The organism is Rhizobium sp. BR 362, assembly GCF_036528765.1.
GTDB lineage: Bacteria > Pseudomonadota > Alphaproteobacteria > Rhizobiales > Rhizobiaceae > Rhizobium.
Genome location: NZ_JARWGH010000006.1, coordinates 1 through 17,143, shown reverse-complemented (window position 1 = coordinate 17,143; position 17,143 = coordinate 1). Strand labels below are relative to the sequence as shown.

The following is a 17,143-nucleotide window of genomic DNA, read 5'->3' as shown; positions in this document are numbered from 1 at the left end:
GAGGAACTGTCTGAGTCCAGAGCAAATCTGGATGATCATAGTAATATGTCGTAAAGCTTAATATTCCGTTGAACCTGTCTCGATCTGTACTTCGATCGCACAATTTGCGCTGACGGCAGGGTTACGAGCGGAACAGGTTCTCGGCGGCCTTGCGGCCGGACGCCTTGGTGGCGATCTCGGCTTCAAGCCGGGCGATCTCCGCCTGCATCAGTGCGACGCGCGCCTTGAGCTCATCGACGGAGAGCAGCGACAAATCGCTGCCGATTTCGTGGGCGGACGGCTTCTTCGGGCGGTCATCATCGAAAATGCTCATTTGTGTCCTCCTTCTTGCTGTCGGCTGGTCACCCCCGGCGGCTCATGTGCCGTAGTTTACCGTCATATCTTCCTTTTTCGAAGTCTCGCTGCGTGCCAGCGACATGCTTTCCGGCGTGATCATCTGCGCATTCGCCGAAGGCATCGTCGTGTAGGCGTCGCGATCGCTCGCGGGCTTTGCGGCGCGCATGCGGCTGCGGAAGATTGCGTAGGTCGTGATCAGCACATGGGCGACAGCGGTGACGAAGAACAGCGCGTAGGGGCCGATCTCCGACATGACCGGGCCGCCGAGCGTCGGGCCGATGATGGTGCCGATGCCATAGAGCAGCAGCAGGCCGCCGGAGACCTTGACGAAATCCTCGGGTGCGGCGAAGTCGTTCGCATGGGCGACAGTGATCGGATAAAGCGTGTTGGCGACGGCGCCATAGATGACCACCATGCCGATCAGGAAATAAGGACCAGCGGGCTGCAGCAGGAAAAGCAGCAGCCCGTCGATGGCGGCGATCGCGGCCATGCCGGCGAGCACATAGCGGCGGTCGATACGGTCGGAAAGGCGGCCGGCGGGAAACTGCATCACGGCGCCGGCAAAAATGGTCGAGCTCATCATCAGCGCGATATTGCCGTCGGAAAGACCGGCATTGGCGCCGAAGACGGCGCCGAGCGTGCCATAGGCGCCATTGGCGATGCCGACCAACAGGATGCCGATCGAGGCGACGGGGGAATTGCGATAGAGCGCCTTCAGATCCAGGCTGACGGCTTTCAGCGGTTGCGGCGAAGCGGCGGTCGAGAGCGTCGTCGGCAGCATGGCGACGCAGTAGCAGATGCCGCAGAACATGAAGAGGATCGGCGTGTGGATGTCCGCAAAGGGGATCATCATCTGGCCGGCAACGGCGCCGATCAATGTGATGCCGATATAAAGCGAAAAGATCGCGCCGCGGCTTTCATTGGTGGCACGTTCGTTGAGCCAGCTTTCGATGATCATCGAGGTGCCGGCGGTGCAGAAGCCGGTGACGGCGCGCAGCAAAACCCACCAGGTGGCGTCGACGATGATGCCAGTCAGCAGCGCGATGATGGCAATGACGGCGATGAAGCCGGAAAAGGCGCGGACATGACCGATGCGCCGGACGAGTTTCGGCGCGGTCAGGCAGCCGAGCACGAAACCAGTCGCCCAGGTCGTGCCGAGCAGGCCAAGTGTCGTGGTGGCGTAGCCCTCGGCCGTACCGCGCACCGGCAGAAGCAGGCTGTGCAGGCCATTGCCGGTGAATAGAAAGAGCGTACCGAAAAGCAGGGCAAGAACGGGTAAAATATTTCTTTTCATGTTCCCACTTTCATGCGGCTCCGCTTAAAGAACCGATACGGCAGGACCAAGCCCTGCCAGTTTTCACTATTGATTGTGCCCCGGATTGCCGTTATCGGCGTGTAGAAACAGTCTGTTGGCGCGGAAAGATGTCCGTCCTATGACGAATAGAGCATGATCGCGAAAACTGCGCAGCGGTTTTTGAATGAGGCCATGCTCACTCTTGCGCAAACGGAGAAAAATACCGTGACGAAAGTGATCGCGGTGCTGCTGTTGCTTGCCATGGCGGTGCAAATCATCAAGCCGCTAGGACTGCCCGGCCTCAAACGGCGTGCCGATTTCTGGAAGATCGCCGTGATTGCCTTCGTGGCTTGGACGGTCGCTTTGGTGATCAACGAGACATTTTAGCGCATGGCCCACAACCTGGGCTTCGATTTTGGAAAGCTTCAGGCGTTGCTTAGAATGCGATTTCGCCGCGCATGACGCTGACGCAGTCGCCTGAGATAAAGACGTCGGTGACAGAGCCCGCGGATTTTCTGACATCGAGATTGATCAGGCTGCGCCGGCCCATTTCAACGCCCTGTTCAATGGTCATCTGCACTTCGGCATCGGCTGCGGGCAGCAGCGAGGTGAGATAGGCGCCGAGCGCGGCGGAGGCGCTGCCGGTTGCCGGATCTTCGATAACATTATCCAGCGGCGCGAACATGCGGGCGCGGAGGTGCTGCGGTTTTTCGGCCGAGCGTGTGTAGAGGAACAGCGAAAAATCGGTCTTTTCTTCCCTGTGGCGAGCGGCCGCTTCCGCAAAGACGGCGGCATTCGGGCGGGCCTTGCCGAGCGTTTCGAGATCATCCACTTCGGCGAAGGCAAAGAGCAGACCGACGGAGGCGAATGTCGGGGCATGTGCCGTGTGACGGATGGATGCGGGATCGAGCTGAACGCAGCGGGCGATGAGATCGCCGGCGATGGCGCTGCCAACTTGCAACACGCCGGGCGCCCTTATCTTCGCGCCGCTGACCTCATTGCCATTGCGCAACAGTTCTACATCCACCAGCCCGGCCTTCTCTTCGAAGATCAGCCTGTCGCCCGGCGTCTTTCCGAAGATATCGGTTTGCCGGCCGAGCACGAAAGCCGTGCCAACATTGGGGTGGCCGGCAAAGGGGATTTCGATTGTTGGCGTAAAAATGCGGACACGCGCCGTATTGTCAGGATTCTCCGGCGGAAGAACGAAGGTTACTTCCGAATAATTGAACTCCATTGCGATCTTCTGCATCGCCTCATCGCTCAAACCGCGCGCATCGGGGATGACGGCAAGCGGGTTGCCGGCGAAGCGTTCGGAGGTGAAGACGTCCACGGTGACATAAGGGACGGTTGTCATGGCGGCTCCCAGAGTTTTGATAGAGCGAGGATTTAGCCGCTGCTCGGGCGAGCCTGAAAGCGGGAACTTGTGCCTGTGACAAGTTCCTCACTGTGGATCACGCCTCATCCAGCATTTAAATTATTCATGAACGCTTTCGAGCGGCGTGATGGATTCGATCGATATGTGGGTTTAGCTTCGTCTGTATAAAATCACATAGCTAGGTTGAAGCGGGATCTACTTCTGCGAAGTTACCAGCAATTTGAAAAGGTTTTCCGTGCCTCTTCTTGATCCTTATGCAATCCATCCAATTACTCTGCCCGATGGCACCCTCTATCGCGATACTGTCTACCTGAAGAACGTAATTGACCATCCGCGCATGGAAATCGGCGAGTTCAGCTATTATACCCATTCTGGAAGGCCGGAAGATACCGCCCGGATACTGGCGCCCTATCTCGGCAGTAACGTTCGTGAGCGCTTGGTGATCGGCAAGTTTGTCCAGATTGCTCGGGGAAGCTACTTCATCACCAGCTCGGCCAATCATCCGATGACCGGCTTCACCACGTATCCATTTCGCATCTTTAAGCCTGAGACTTTCGGCTACACGGATCTGCCGGTGAAGGATACAATCGTCGGTCACGATGTCTGGATTGGTCATAACGCGGCCATAATGCCGGGCGTGCAGATCGGGGCGGGCGCGATTGTCGCTGCTGCTTCGGTCGTCGCACATCATGTACCGCCTTATGCAGTTGTTGGGGGGAACCCGGCAACTATCATTCGGATGCGTTATCCGAGTGAGGTCATCAACGAACTTCTTGATATTGCTTGGTGGGATTGGCCGATAGACAAAATCGAAGCCAACTTAGCGTCTCTTAGTAGCGGTGACCTTGCTGCGCTCAAAATAGCCTGAGCATGATGCGATCTCCATATTTTGCGACATCGGTCATGAGCCAGAGTTTTCAGGGGTGGCATTTACCAGATAAGAGCGAGCTCATAAGGCGTTCTCCCCCTTTTATTGGGACAGGATGATAGTCCTTCGACAAGAGTAAACGCCTCTAAGAGCATCTACGCCACAAAAGCAAAAAGCCCTGACCGCATCGCGGTCAGGGCTTTCATCCATTCGAAACGCGACCTTAAATCAGGCGGCCTTTTCGCTGTCCTTGGTCCAGCTACCCTTGGCGGCGAGATAGTTCATCTCGGCGCGGTGGGCGAAGGCGCGCTGGCCGGCGGCGACGTTTTCCGGCTTGCCGCCCCAGGCCTTCAGCGCGGCGTCCTGCAGGGCGCGGCCGTAGGAGAAGGTAACATGCCAAGGCAGATCATAGCCGTTGATGGCCGAGAGATGCGCGGTTGCTTCTTCCGGCGACTGTCCGCCGGAGAGGAAGGCGATGCCGGGGACGGCGGAGGGAACGGTTTCCTTAAGCACCCTGACGGTAGCTTCGGCAACCTGCTCGACCGATGCCTTGCGCACCTTCTTGCCGTCGATGACCATGCTCGGCTTCAGGATCATGCCTTCGAGCTTGATGCGGGCTTCGGCGAGTTCCTGGAAGACGATCTGCAGCGTCCAACGGGTGACTTCCTCGCTGCGGGCGAGATCGTGCGTGCCGGGTTCGCCGTCCATCAAGACTTCCGGCTCGACGATCGGCACGATCTTCGCCTGCTGGCAGAGGGCGGCGTAGCGGGCCAGAGCATGGGCATTGGCCTTGATCGAACCATGGGTCGGAAGCGCGTCGGAGACGGCGATTACGCCGCGCCATTTGGCGAAGCGGGCGCCGGCATCATAATATTTCGCCAGGCGGTCAGCGAGGCCGTCAAGGCCTTCGGTGATCGTCTCGCCCGGGAAGGCGGCCATCGGCTTGGCGCCGGTATCGACCTTGATGCCGGGAATGCTGTCGGCGGCACGGATGATATCGGCGAAAGGCGTGCCGTCGGCAGCCTTCTGGAAGAGGGTTTCCTCATAGAGGATGACACCGGAGATGTACTTCTTCATCGCCTCGTCAGAGCGGAAGAGCATTTCGCGATAGTCGCGCCGGCTCTCTTCGGTGGAGGCGAGAGCGATCGTGTCGAGACGTTTCTTGATCGTGGCAGTGGATTCATCAGCCGCCAGCAGGCCTTTGCCACCGGCTACCATCTTTAAGGCAATGTCTTCAAGTCGTTCGCTCATTTTCGTTCTCCAAGGCGATTTCAGTCAGCGACGGGTCATATAAGTCGGCGATAACAGAAGTGTATATAGAGGGAAATGGGCAGCTAAATTATTGAAACGATTGAAATGATTTCAACCGTTTGAAAGTTTGGACTATCAGTTTAGCATCCTGTGGAAAGCTGCGAAAGTCCGGCTCGCAGCTCTCCTTCTCGTGTGGATGCGGCTGCCTCACTTTCCAGTATGGAGAACGGCGACACCCGGCAGGACCTTGCCTTCCATCCATTCGAGGAAAGCGCCGCCTGCGGTCGAGACATAGGTGAAATCATCGGCAACGCCGGCATGGTTCAGTGCCGAGACGGTATCGCCGCCGCCGGCGACCGAGGTCAGCTTGCCGGTCTCGGTGCATTCGGCGGCATATTTGGCAGCGGCAACGGTGGCGGCGTCGAAGGGCGTGATTTCGAAAGCGCCGAGCGGGCCATTCCAGACCAGCGTCGTGGCGCGACCGATCCAGGCCTTGATCGCTTCGACCGATTTCGGCCCGACATCGAGGACCATGGCATCGGCCGGAATGGCGTCGATCGAAACGACTTCGTTGTCGGCGCCTGCCTTGAATTCGCGAGCGACGACGCCGTCTTCCGGCAGCACGATGGCGCAGCCGGCCGTGGCGGCTTCGATCATGATCTGCTTGGCGGTGTCGGCCAGATCATGCTCGCATAAAGACTTGCCGACATTGGTGCCGCGGGCGGCGAGGAAGGTATTGGCCATGCCGCCGCCGATCACCAGCGCATCGACCTTCTTCACCAGGTTCATCAGCAGGTCGATCTTGGTCGAGACCTTGGCGCCGCCGACGATGGCAACGACCGGGCGGGCTGGGTTGCCGAGGCCTTTTTCCAGCGCTTCCAGCTCGGCCTGCATGGTGCGGCCGGCATAGGCGGGGAGGTGATTGGCAAGGCCTTCGGTGGAGGAATGGGCGCGGTGGGCAGCGGAAAAGGCGTCGTTGACGTAGATGTCGCCGTTGACGGCCAGTTTTTCAGTAAAGGCCCCGTCGTTTTTCTCCTCTTCCTTATGGAAGCGGGTGTTTTCGAGCAGCAGAATATCGCCGTTGTTCATCTTGGCAACGGCGTCGGCTGCAGGGGCGCCGACGCAATCGGAGGCGAAGAGAACGGCGCGGTCGAGCACCTCTTCGACGGCAGGAATGATCAGGGAAAGCGACAGATCCGGCGAGGGGCCATCCTTCGGGCGGCCGAAATGGGCAAGCAGGATGACCTTGGCGCCCTTGTCGGACAATTCCAAAATCGTCGGCGCCACACGCTCGATGCGGGTCGCGTCGGTGACTTTGCCGTCCTTGACCGGCACGTTGAGATCGACGCGCACGAGCACGCGCTTGCCGGTGATATCGGTGAGATTGTCGAGAGTTTTGAAGGCTGCCATGGGGAGGATCCAATGTTGTTGGTGCCGCGAAGTGCGCCGACCATACTACGGATGATGCGAGACGCAAGGCGGTCAGGCGTCGTTTTTGCCGGTATTTGAATCGGTTGAAACCACCTCTTCGGCGTGCTCACGGCGCTTGCGCAGGAAGCCGCGAATACCGGTCAGAATATCGTGGAGATTGACGAAAATCGGCAGGATCGTCGCCGGTTCCAGCGCTTCCAGCGACATGCCGACCGATTGGATATGGTCGTTTTCGTCGAGATCACGGACGATGAGGATAATCTCGCCGAGACGAACACGGTCCGCATAATCGGCCTTGCCGCCGAGGCGCTGACGCATCAGCTCGGCGATTGTCAGGCCTTTTTCGGAATCGCTCAGAAGCCCTGGGCCATAGGCCGCGTCGAGATCGGCGGCGGGACGCAGCGGCGAAATCGAGAAGGCGCCGAAGAAATCCGTATCGTCCGGATCGACCGGCGCACGGCTCGCGAACAGACGGTCGAGAAGGCGCGAATAGCTGGGCGAGATGAAGAGATAGACGAGATCGTTTTCGCGCAGGCGACCGGCATATTGATAACGCATCGACTTGCCTTCGCGCACGACGAGCGACGGCATGGCCCAGCGCGGAATGCGCTCGCCGCGAAGGACCGGACTATCCTTGACGACGCGATAGGAAAGCAGCTCATGATTGACCGTGCCCGGCAGATCGACCTCGACCTTGTCGACAGCGCCCATGCGCGGCGGCACGATGAGGCCTAGCCGGCGCGCCATCGGCTTGATCGTCCAGCCCTGAACGAGCAGCGACACCAGCACGACGATGAAGGCGACATTGAAATAGGTGTGGCCGCCCTCGAGATTGCCGAGAATCGGCATGATGGCGAGCAAAATGGAAACGGCGCCGCGCAGGCCCACCCAGGCAACGAAACCCGTCTCCCGTTGCGTGTAGTCGAAAGGCAGCAGGCAGAGCCAGACGGCGATCGGCCGGGCGATGAAGATCAGGAACAGCGCCAGCGCCACGGCAGGGATGGCGATCGCTGGAAATTGCGATGGCGTTGCGAGCAGCCCGAGGACGAGGAACATGATGATTTGCGCGAGCCAGGTCATACCGTCTTGGAAGCGTTTGATACTGGCGGAGGCCGGCATCTTGCGGTTGCCGGCGTAAATGCCGGCCACATAGACGGCGAGAAAACCGCTGCCGCCGACGGCGCCGGTAAAGGAGAAGACGAGGAGGGCGAGCGCCAGTACGAAGATTGGCGTCAGGCCGCGATCGGTCTCCAGGTGGCTGACGATCAGCACTATCATCATGCCGCCGAGCAGGCCGAGGATGACGCCAAGACCCATCTGCTGAAGGAAGGTCGCGAGCATGACGAGATTGATGCCGTGATGGCCCTCGCCGCTCGCCAACAGCTCGACGAGCGCCAGCGTCAGGAAGATCGCCATCGGATCATTGGTGCCGGATTCGACTTCCAACGTCGAGCGCACCTTGTCGCGGATGTTGATGCCGCCGATGCGCAGCAGGAAGAAGACAGCGGCCGCATCCGTCGAGGCGACGATAGAGCCGAGAAGCAGGCCTTGCAGCCAGGAAAAGCCAAGGAGCCAGCTCGCGGCGAGGCCGAACAATGCCGCCGTCACGAGAACGCCTGCAGACGCGATGGTCAGGGCCGGCGCGGCCGCCAGTTTGAAGGCCTGGATCGGTGTGCCATAGCCGGAATCGAAGAGGATGATGGCGAGGGCCAGCGAGCCGAGAATATAGGCAAGATAGTTGTTGCTGAATTCGATGCCGAGTCCGTCTGTGCCGGCCATCAGGCCGATCATCAGAAACAGCAGCAGCAACGGTGCGCCGAAGCGGAAGGCAAGCAGGCTCGAGAAGGCCGCCAACAGAATCAGGACCGTGCTTACCAGCACGACGACGTAAAATGCCTCCACCCCTTCTTCCCCTTTCCCGCACGCCTTGCCGGGGGCTGAGCCCGGATCACTCGCAATTCTCCCGCCACCTACTATGCCGTCGCACGCTCAAAATTAGTACATGCAAATATTATTCGGAGAAGGCGATGGATTGATGCCCGCTCCGACAATTGCGACGTCATGATGTGATGCGCCTCACCAGAACGGCGAAACGGCCCCCGGAATGTCTTGGGAGAATTCCTGTGAAAAATTTATTTTTAAATCTGGACCATAGCAGGGCAGGGAGAGGGAAGATTCAGCCGGATCGAAGGAATAATGCAGATCGCAGGCTGTTAGCCGCTGTCTGCGGCTGCATCAAACATCCACACGCTTGAAATAGATGGGATAGTCGATCACCAGGCCATCGGCATCGACGGGCAGGTCGACGGCAACAGCCCTGTCTTCGGCGGCATAGCGGTAGAGTTTTTCCGGCGTGATGCAGGTGTAGCGCTGGCCGTCGCGTACGGGCACGAAGCTATCAAACGGAATATAGAGCATGGAGAGCTTTGCCGTTCCGGCTTCCGGCGTCAACGCAAGCCGTCGGATCGGCAGGCTGTTGGTGAAGGGGGAGCCGCTGAGATCGATATCGATGCAGCCGTCGAATTGCGGCAGGGCAATGGCGTCTTCGGTGCGCCAATGTCCCGTGCCGTCGGAAAGCAAGGCAAGGCGCCGGCCATCGGTGGTTTCGATCGAGAAGGAGAGAACGGTCCAGTCGGCTGCGCAATCGATGCGGTAGAAAACGCCGTAGGGCGAACCTCCGCGGCTGCCGATGATGGTGCCACAGGCGCGAATGGCTGCGCCGGTGGCCGTGTCGATGGGAGCGATCGTCAGATGCTCCAGCCCGTCTCCCTCCAGCGGACGCCAGCGAACTGTCGTCGGAAGGAGAGGGCGGAAGGCCATGATCAGATCAGCTTGGCGAACGCGACGGCCGTGTCGGCCATGCGGTTCGAGAAGCCCCACTCGTTGTCGTACCAGGTGAGGATGCGCACGAAGGTGCCGTCCATGACCTTGGTCTGGTCGAGGGCGAAGATCGACGAATGGCTGTCATGGTTGAAGTCGCGCGAAACCAGCGGCTCGTCGGTGTAGCCGAGGACACCCTTCAGGGCGCCGTTGGAAGCCGCCTTGATGGCATCGTTGATTTCCTGGACGGTCGTGGCGCGTTTGGCGACGAACTTCAGGTCGACGACCGAAACGTTCGGGGTCGGCACGCGAACCGACGAACCATCGAGCTTGCCCTTAAGTTCCGGCAGCACGAGGCCGACGGCCTTGGCGGCACCGGTCGAGGTCGGAATCATCGAAAGCGCGGCAGCGCGGGCGCGGTACAGATCCTTGTGCATCTGGTCGAGCGACGGCTGGTCGTTGGTGTAGGAGTGGATCGTGGTCATGAAGCCATGATCGACGCCAATCAGGTCATGCAGAACCTTAACGACCGGAACCAGGCAGTTCGTCGTGCAGGATGCGTTGGAGATGACCTGATGTTCCTTGGTCAACTGATCGTGGTTGACGCCGTAAACGACGGTGAGGTCGGCGCCGTCGGCAGGAGCCGAGACGATGACGCGCTTGGCGCCTGCCGTCAGATGCAGGGCAGCCTTGTCGCGGGCGGTGAAGATGCCGGTGCATTCCATCGCAATGTCAACGCCGAGGTCGCGGTGCGGCAGGGTTGCCGGATCCTTGATGGCTGTGACCTTGATCGGCTTGCCGTTGTTGATGATGATCGAGTCGCCTTCGACCTTCACTTCAGCCGGAAAACGGCCGTGGATCGAATCATAGCGCAGAAGATGGGCGTTGGTCTCGACCGGGCCGAGGTCGTTGATCGCGACGACTTCGATGTCGGTGCGGCCGGATTCGACGATCGCGCGCAGAACGTTACGGCCGATGCGGCCGAAACCGTTGATGGCAACTTTTACAGTCATTGTGTTCACTCCCGTTCACTCAGGGTATTGCTATTGGAATGGAGAGCGCCTTGCGGCGCCCTCAGGAAAGCTTTGCCTCGGCGGCGGCGACAACCGCTTCCGGGGTGATGCCGAAATGCTTGTAGACGTCCTTGTAAGGGGCGGAAGCGCCGAAGCTCTTCATGCCGATAAAGGTGCCTTCCGGACCGATGAATGCGTCCCAGCCTTCGCGCACGGCGGCTTCGACGGCGATCTTGACCGGCGAGCTGCCGAGCACTTCCTCGCGATAGGCGTCCGGCTGCTCGAAGAACAGCTCCGTGCAGGGAACGGAAACGACGCGGGTGGAAATACCCTTGCCTTCCAGCGCCGTGCGGGCGGCGACGGCGATTTCGACTTCAGAGCCCGAAGCAAAGATCGTCACCTTGGCATCGGCGCTGCCGGCGAGCGTGTAGGCGCCCTGTTCGCAGAGGTTCTTCTCGCTATATTCGGTGCGCGCAGCGAGCAGGTTCTGGCGGGTCAGCGCAAGACCGGACGGACGATTGTGCGTCTTGACCGCGATCTGCCAGCATTCTGCCGTTTCGGTGGCATCAGCCGGACGGAACAACAGGAAGTTCGGGATGGCACGCAGGCCGGCGATCTGTTCGACGGGCTGGTGGGTCGGGCCGTCTTCACCGACGCCGATCGAGTCATGCGTCAGAACGTGGATGACGCGGATGCCCATCAGCGCTGCGAGACGCAACGGCGGACGGCAATAATCCGTGAAGATCAGGAAGCCGCCGGAATAGGGGATCAGGCCGCCATGCAGCGAAATGCCGTTCATGGCAGAGGCCATGCCGTGCTCGCGAATGCCCCAGTGGACGTAACGGCCGGAGAAATCGGTCGGGGTGATCGACTTCATCTGGCTCGTCTTGGTGTTGTTCGACGGCGTCAGGTCGGCGGAACCGCCGAGCGTTTCCGGCAGGAAGCCGTTGATGACTTCGAGCGCATCTTCCGATGCCTTGCGGGTTGCAAGCGTCGGCTTGGTTTCGGCCAGCTTCTTCTTGTAGTCGCTGATGGCGGCATCGAAGCCTGCCGGCAGCTCGCCGGCAAAGCGGCGGTTGAACTCAGCCTTCTTGCCGGCCTCGGCGCTCGCAACGCGGCCTTCCCAGGCCGTGCGGATGTCGACGGACCGCTCGGCGGTCGCACGCCATTCGGAAAGAATGTCGTCCGGAATGACGAAAGCTTCATAGGGCCAGTTCAGCGCAACGCGGGTAGCTGCGATCTCCTCGGCCCCGAGCGGCGAACCGTGAACCTTGTGGGTGCCCTGCTTGTTCGGTGCGCCGAAGCCGATGATCGTCTTGCAGGCGATCAGCGTCGGGCGGTCGGACTTGTGAGCGGCCTCGATGGCAGCGCCGATAGCAGCCTGGTCATGACCGTCGACTTCGATCGTGTTCCAGTGAACGGCCTTGAAGCGCGCGACCTGGTCGGTCGAATCCGAAAGCGAGATAGCGCCGTCGATGGTGATCGAGTTGTTGTCCCAGAAGAGAATGAGCTTGTTCAGCTTCAGGTGGCCGGCCAGCGCGATCGCTTCATGGCTGATACCTTCCATCAGGCAGCCGTCGCCGCACATGACATAGGTATGGTGATCCATCAGATCCGCGCCGAATTCCTCACGCAGCTTGCGCTCGGCGATCGCCATGCCGACCGAGTTGGCAATGCCCTGGCCAAGCGGGCCGGTCGTGGTTTCAATGCCGGTGGCGTGACCATATTCCGGATGGCCGGCGGTCTTGGATCCGAGTTGACGGAATTGCTTGAGGTCCTCCACCCCCATGTCGGGGTAGCCGGTCAAGTACAGCAGCGAATAAAGCAGCATGGAGCCGTGGCCGGCCGAGAGCACGAAGCGGTCACGGTTCGGCCAGTGCGGATGCTTCGGGTCGAAACGCAGATATTTGCTAAAGAGAACGGTAGCGACATCCGCCATCCCCATCGGCAGACCGGGGTGACCGGAATTGGCCTTCTCGACAGCATCCATGGCAAGGAAACGGATCGCATTCGCCATCCGGTCGTGTTGTTCGCGAGAGATCATGGTTTTTCCGCAGGGTTCCGGGTTCGGGGGATGGCCACACGCTTGGGGGGCAGGGCCACCGGTGAAAGGCGGCCGAAACGGAGAAGTCTTTACAAACTCCGTTTTCACTACTGCCTCAGGCGGCTGAGACATAGCAGTTGGGGCGAGCAAGTCAATAAATCCGGAGGCCGATCGGGCGCTGGTGCGGCAATTTTTCGACATTTGCCCGCCGCCTTGTACAAAAGACGACAAGGGTGCGGCAAAGCCCGCGTAAGCCATAAAGACGACCTTCATCCACAGATTAGGCCCCTTGCGGCATGACGGCCTTTATTGACGTTCAGTTGCTGAGTTGAATATTGTTGGGAAATCAGTCGAGTGGCCGGATATTTTGATTCGGGCCTTGCGCGGGGAATCGAAAGGCATGACACCCTCAGGCAAAACGGTGGATGTGGCGCTCGCTCAGTTGCGCCAGGCGCTTTCGACTTTGGAGAGCGCCGTCGACGGGCGGTTCGAACGTGAACGCGCCCAAAGCGATGTCGAAGGCGAGGTTCGCCGGGTGCATGCGGATCGCTCGCGGCTCGCCCAGGAACTCGATCAGGCCGAGTTTCGAGCGAACCGGCTCGAAGAAGTCAATCGCGAAGTGTCGCGCCGGCTGGTGACGGCGATGGAAACCATAAGAGCCGTGCTCGACCGCTGATCCCTCGGGACGCAGCCGTCGCGATCAACGGCAATGATCGGAAAGTCTGATGGCGCAGGTAACGGTAACGATCGACGGTAAGGCCTATCGCATGGCCTGCGAAGAGGGGCAGGAAGAGCATCTGACGGATCTCGCCACCCGCTTCGACCGCTATGTCATGCATCTGAAGAGCCAATTCGGCGAAATCGGCGATCTGCGGGTCACCGTCATGGCCGGTATCATGATCATGGACGAGGTGGCGGAGCTGACGCGCCGTGTCTCGGGGCTGGAAACCGAGCTCGAAAACCTGCGCAGCAACCGTGACACCGTGCTTGCGGCCAATGCCCGCAGCGAAGAGACGCTGGCGACCGTCATCGACGAAGTGACGACGCGCATTCGCGGTATCACCGAAAAACTGACGGTCCGTCCGGGGGCGGAGCCGAACTGAGGCTTTTCTTTTATTTATCGGGACTGCGCCCCGGCACCCTCTGGTACAAGCCGAAAATTCTCTTTATATATGGCGAGCGGTCTGCGCTTCCCGACAGGAACCACAATCCCTGGGGCCATACTCGATCCAAAGGGAGCTGTCCCTGACCAGGCTCGTGGGCCTGGACACACGGTGCCCACCTACGTTTGTAGGCGCCCAGGATCGTAAACATCCATCGGTCGTCGTGGATCGCTCTTTCTTTCTCGACTTTGAAGAGAAGGCAGCGCCGCAGGGTTCTTGTTGCCCCGCTGACGCCGCTCCTCCTCCCCTTAACGTTTTGCTCCGAGATAGGCGCCGCGCTCGAATTCCGAACGATTGGCGGCGCTGCGCAGGCGCAACAGGTCCTTCCGGGCAATAAGGCCGACGAGAACGCCGGTCCGCTCGTCAACGACGGGAACGCGGCCGGTATCGGCCTGGATCATGATATCGGCGACGCGGCCAACCGTGTCTTCAGGATGAGCGACCGGAATGGACGTATCCGAAATCAGATCATAGAGTGTCTGACCGGCGAAATCGGGTTGGCTCTGCCATCTCAGGGCATCGGCGCGAGAGATCATGCCGACCAGGCGCCCGTCGATCTCAACGACCGGATAAAAGCGATGGGCGTCCGGCTGCTCCGTCAACTGCGTCAGGGCCTCCGCCACGGGCATTGCGGCGGGAAGCGTATTCACCTTCGCAATCATGATATCGGCAGCACGGGTCAATTCGAACGGATCGATGCCGTATTCGCGGGTGATGTGCTGGCCGCGGCGTGCGATCTTTTCCGTCAGGATCGAGCGCTTCAGCAGCAACACGGTAACCGCATAAGCTGCGACGGTGGCGGCAAGCAGCGGCACGAGAGCATGCATGTCGCCGGTCAATTCGATGGCGAAGAAGGTGCCGGTCAGCGGCGCGCGCATCGTACCGCCCATCATCGCGGCCATGCCGAGCAGCGCCCAGAAGCCGGGATCTCCCGGCAGAACGAGGCCGACGAGCCAGCCGAGCGTACCGCCGAGGATGAGCAGCGGCGCCAGCACGCCGCCAGACGTTCCCGACGACAATGCGACCAGCCAGATACCGGCCTTTACCAGGAGAATGGCGACCACTGCCATGGCGACGACGTGGTCGTTCAGGAGATCGGAGATGATGTCATAGCCGACGCCGAGTGAGCGCGGCTCGATCAGCCCGCCGAGACCCACAATGAGGCCGCCGAGTGCGGGCCACCACATCCAATGAATGGGCAGTTTCTCGAAGGCGTCTTCAATGCGGTAGAGCAGCGTCGTCAAAAGGCCGGATTGCAGGCCGGCCACGATGCCGACACCGGCGGCGAGCAGCATGCCCCACCAGTTTAGCTGCATGTCGAAATGGGCCGGGAAGAGCGGGCCGCTGCCGATCAGCAGGGGCCGCCAGGCGATGGAGACGCAGGATGCGATCACGACCGGAATGAAGCTGCGCGGCTTCCATTCAAACAGCAGCAGTTCGACGGCCAGCATGACGGCGGCGATGGGCGAGCCGAAGATCGCGGTCATGCCGGCGGCGGCACCTGCAACCAGCAGCGTCTTGCGCTCGGCGGCGCTCAGGTGGAAGAACTGCGCGAAGAGCGAACCGATGGCGCCGCCCGTCATGATGATCGGACCTTCCGCACCGAACGGACCGCCGGTGCCGATCGAGATGGCGGAAGAGAGCGGCTTCAGGACCGCCACTTTCGGCGACATGCGGCTGCCGCCGATCAGGATCGCCTCGATCGCCTCCGGAATGCCGTGGCCGCGGATCTTTTCCGAACCGTAGCGTGCCATGAGTCCGATGACGATGCCGCCGATGATGGGCGCGGCCACCATCCAGGGGGAGCGGGCGACCGTTCCCAGCGACAGCGGTTCGACGCTGATCTTGAACAGCCAGACGGCGTTGGTGACGAGTGCGATGAGATTGATCAGCACCCAGGCGGACAGGGCGCCACCGGTGCCGACGACCAGTGCCATGGCCGCAAGCACCAGGACACGCTTGTCCGTGGTAAAATCTCCATTGTCTTTCCGCGAAGCGCCACCCGAGAAATCATGGGCGGGCCGATGATGTACGTTGATATCCTGCATGGAATGCTTTCTGTGCTAAAGCGCGGCGGCAGATGGCCGGAACTGCAATGGCAATTATATCGTAATGCGATATAAAGCAACGGCTGAAAATAGAATGAATTTACAAGGAAGATGGAAGTGGCGCGGGAATTGAAGGAAACGCTATCGCAGGCGGATTACGAGGCTTTGGCGACACTGCGCTACACGCTGCGGAAATTCATGGATTTCAGCACTTCCGCTGCTCATCAGGAGGGACTGCCGCCGCAGCAACATCAGGCGTTGCTGGCAATCAAGGGCAATCCGCAGGGCGAGACGATGACCATCGGGATGCTGGCGGAACGGCTGCTGATCGCACCACATACCGCGACCGAATTGGTCGGCCGGCTGATCGATGCGGATTATGTCACCCGCCATCCCGATCCGGGCGACAAACGCCGGCAGACGCTGCAGCTCACGGAAAAATCGGAAGAGATCCTGCGCCGGCTGACTGCCATCCACCTTCGGGAGATCCGCGACAGAGCTCCGGAACTCATCAATATTCTAACGCATCTGCAGGCGGATGTCGGCGGCAGATAAGCCGTTGCCGGCGATGACCGGCAACGCGCTGCAGGTTATTGGCCGAGCCGGATGCCGCCGTCGCAGATCAACGTGTGGCCGCTGGTAAAGCCGTTGCCGATCAGGAAGGCGATGGCTTCGGCGATCTCTTGCGGGCGGCCGACGCGTCCGACCGGCGTGCGCGCAGCGAAGCTCGCGAGGACCGGCGCCTTCTGGTCTTCGCCAAGGAAATCCCACCATGGCGTTTCGACGACGCCGGGCGAGACGCAGTTCACGCGGATCGGCTTGAGTTCGACGGCGAGGATTGGCGCAAGGGCAGCGATTGCGGCGTTGACAGCGCCAAGTCCTGCCGTTCCCGGCAAGGCTGCCTGGGCGGAAACGGCGGAAACGAAGGTGATGCTGCCCTCTTTCGAGAGATAGGGAAGACACGCCTGGGCGCAGGCAAAATGCGCCATCGTCTTCTGTTCGAACCCTCTTTTGACATCGGCAAGATCGACTGTGGCGAAGGGCCCGCCGCCGTTGCCGCCACCCAATGCCAGAACGAGGTGATCGAGCGGCCCGATCGTCTGGAAGATTTTGGCAAGATTGGTGAGATCGGCGGCGTCCATGGCGATCGCGGCGACGTCGCCGGTAAGGCTTTCCGCCGCCGCCCGAAGCTTTGCCGCATCGCGACCGGTGATCGTCACCCGATATCCTTTTTCGAGAAGATGGGCGGCGGTCGCAAGGCCGATACCGGATGAGCCGCCAATGATGACGGCATGTTGGGATGACATGGTTTGTCTCCAATGAAAGAACACAAGGGTTAAAACACCAGCGTTTGCGTGCTTTCCTTGGGTTCGGTTGTTCTTTGACCGGCAACTTCGCCGATCGGCTAAAACTTCTCCTCCGCAGGACAAAGGTGTCCTTCGGTTCTCGAACCAATCTCCAATGCGTGACCCTGATGCCTTCGCGGCTTCGGTCACAGAG

16 protein-coding genes and 1 other RNA gene are annotated in these 17,143 nt (G+C 60.4%); 6 read left to right on the top strand and 11 right to left on the bottom strand.

The genetic code is table 11. From position 1 onward, the window contains the following. Positions 1–121 precede the first annotated feature (121 nt). Both QDY28_RS10585 and QDY28_RS10580 read right to left on the bottom strand, forming a co-directional pair. Complete coding sequence (locus QDY28_RS10585) at positions 122–313, bottom strand: DUF1192 domain-containing protein (RefSeq protein ID WP_331381641.1); 192 nt, start codon at positions 311–313, stop codon at positions 122–124. Between the two features lie 42 nt (positions 314–355). Next, on the bottom strand, positions 356–1,630 hold the full coding sequence (locus QDY28_RS10580) for an MFS transporter (RefSeq protein ID WP_331381640.1): 1,275 nt from the start codon (positions 1,628–1,630) through the stop codon (positions 356–358). A 153-nt stretch (positions 1,631–1,783) separates the two neighbouring features. Here QDY28_RS10580 and QDY28_RS10575 point away from each other — a divergent pair, with 153 nt between their 5' ends. Further along, a complete protein-coding gene (locus QDY28_RS10575) occupies positions 1,784–2,017 on the top strand; it encodes a hypothetical protein (RefSeq protein ID WP_331381953.1) in 234 nt (77 codons plus the stop codon). A gap of 49 nt (positions 2,018–2,066) precedes the next feature. Here the strand turns inward: QDY28_RS10575 and QDY28_RS10570 are convergent, their stop codons facing one another. Next, positions 2,067–2,984: a PhzF family phenazine biosynthesis protein gene (locus QDY28_RS10570; protein ID WP_331381639.1), complete on the bottom strand. Its 918-nt coding sequence runs from the start codon at positions 2,982–2,984 to the stop codon at positions 2,067–2,069. Between the two features lie 256 nt (positions 2,985–3,240). Between QDY28_RS10570 and QDY28_RS10565 the strand changes: the two genes are divergently transcribed. Beyond that, complete coding sequence (locus QDY28_RS10565) at positions 3,241–3,873, top strand: CatB-related O-acetyltransferase (protein WP_331381638.1); 633 nt, start codon at positions 3,241–3,243, stop codon at positions 3,871–3,873. Between the two features lie 228 nt (positions 3,874–4,101). Here QDY28_RS10565 and QDY28_RS10560 read toward each other — a convergent pair whose 3' ends face one another. From QDY28_RS10560 to tkt, 6 genes are all read right to left on the bottom strand, one after another. Further along, positions 4,102–5,124, bottom strand: a complete 1,023-nt coding sequence (locus QDY28_RS10560) for a class I fructose-bisphosphate aldolase (protein ID WP_331381637.1) — start codon at positions 5,122–5,124, stop codon at positions 4,102–4,104. A gap of 207 nt (positions 5,125–5,331) precedes the next feature. Beyond that, positions 5,332–6,534, bottom strand: coding sequence for a phosphoglycerate kinase (locus QDY28_RS10555; protein ID WP_331381636.1), 1,203 nt, complete (start codon positions 6,532–6,534; stop codon positions 5,332–5,334). A 72-nt stretch (positions 6,535–6,606) separates the two neighbouring features. Then, complete coding sequence (locus QDY28_RS10550) at positions 6,607–8,457, bottom strand: potassium/proton antiporter (RefSeq protein WP_331381635.1); 1,851 nt, start codon at positions 8,455–8,457, stop codon at positions 6,607–6,609. A gap of 333 nt (positions 8,458–8,790) precedes the next feature. Further along, positions 8,791–9,375: a putative glycolipid-binding domain-containing protein gene (locus QDY28_RS10545; RefSeq protein ID WP_331381634.1), complete on the bottom strand. Its 585-nt coding sequence runs from the start codon at positions 9,373–9,375 to the stop codon at positions 8,791–8,793. Positions 9,376–9,377: 2 nt separating this feature from the next. After that, positions 9,378–10,388 carry a type I glyceraldehyde-3-phosphate dehydrogenase gene (gene gap / locus QDY28_RS10540; RefSeq protein WP_028754595.1) on the bottom strand — a complete coding sequence of 337 codons (1,011 nt, stop codon included), beginning with the start codon at positions 10,386–10,388 and terminating at the stop codon, positions 9,378–9,380. Positions 10,389–10,449: 61 nt separating this feature from the next. Continuing rightward, positions 10,450–12,432, bottom strand: coding sequence for a transketolase (tkt, locus tag QDY28_RS10535; RefSeq protein ID WP_331381633.1), 1,983 nt, complete (start codon positions 12,430–12,432; stop codon positions 10,450–10,452). Between the two features lie 400 nt (positions 12,433–12,832). Here tkt and QDY28_RS10530 point away from each other — a divergent pair, with 400 nt between their 5' ends. The 3 genes from QDY28_RS10530 to ssrS all read left to right on the top strand — a co-directional run bounded on the left by QDY28_RS10530 (position 12,833) and on the right by ssrS (position 13,769). Next, positions 12,833–13,108: a DUF4164 domain-containing protein gene (locus tag QDY28_RS10530; RefSeq protein WP_283055775.1), complete on the top strand. Its 276-nt coding sequence runs from the start codon at positions 12,833–12,835 to the stop codon at positions 13,106–13,108. Positions 13,109–13,157: 49 nt separating this feature from the next. Beyond that, on the top strand, positions 13,158–13,535 hold the full coding sequence (locus QDY28_RS10525) for a cell division protein ZapA (RefSeq protein WP_331381632.1): 378 nt from the start codon (positions 13,158–13,160) through the stop codon (positions 13,533–13,535). Positions 13,536–13,610: 75 nt separating this feature from the next. Further along, a non-coding RNA gene (gene ssrS, locus QDY28_RS10520) (6S RNA) lies at positions 13,611–13,769 on the top strand. A 74-nt stretch (positions 13,770–13,843) separates the two neighbouring features. Here ssrS and QDY28_RS10515 read toward each other — a convergent pair. Beyond that, positions 13,844–15,643, bottom strand: coding sequence for a chloride channel protein (locus QDY28_RS10515; RefSeq protein ID WP_331381631.1), 1,800 nt, complete (start codon positions 15,641–15,643; stop codon positions 13,844–13,846). A 198-nt stretch (positions 15,644–15,841) separates the two neighbouring features. On the opposite strand from QDY28_RS10515, the gene QDY28_RS10510 reads away from it, so the two are divergent. Beyond that, positions 15,842–16,198 carry a MarR family winged helix-turn-helix transcriptional regulator gene (locus tag QDY28_RS10510; protein WP_442967504.1) on the top strand — a complete coding sequence of 119 codons (357 nt, stop codon included), beginning with the start codon at positions 15,842–15,844 and terminating at the stop codon, positions 16,196–16,198. 35 nt (positions 16,199–16,233) lie between these two features. Here the strand turns inward: QDY28_RS10510 and QDY28_RS10505 are convergent, their stop codons facing one another. Further along, positions 16,234–16,950, bottom strand: coding sequence for an SDR family oxidoreductase (locus QDY28_RS10505; protein WP_331381629.1), 717 nt, complete (start codon positions 16,948–16,950; stop codon positions 16,234–16,236). Positions 16,951–17,143 lie beyond the last annotated feature (193 nt).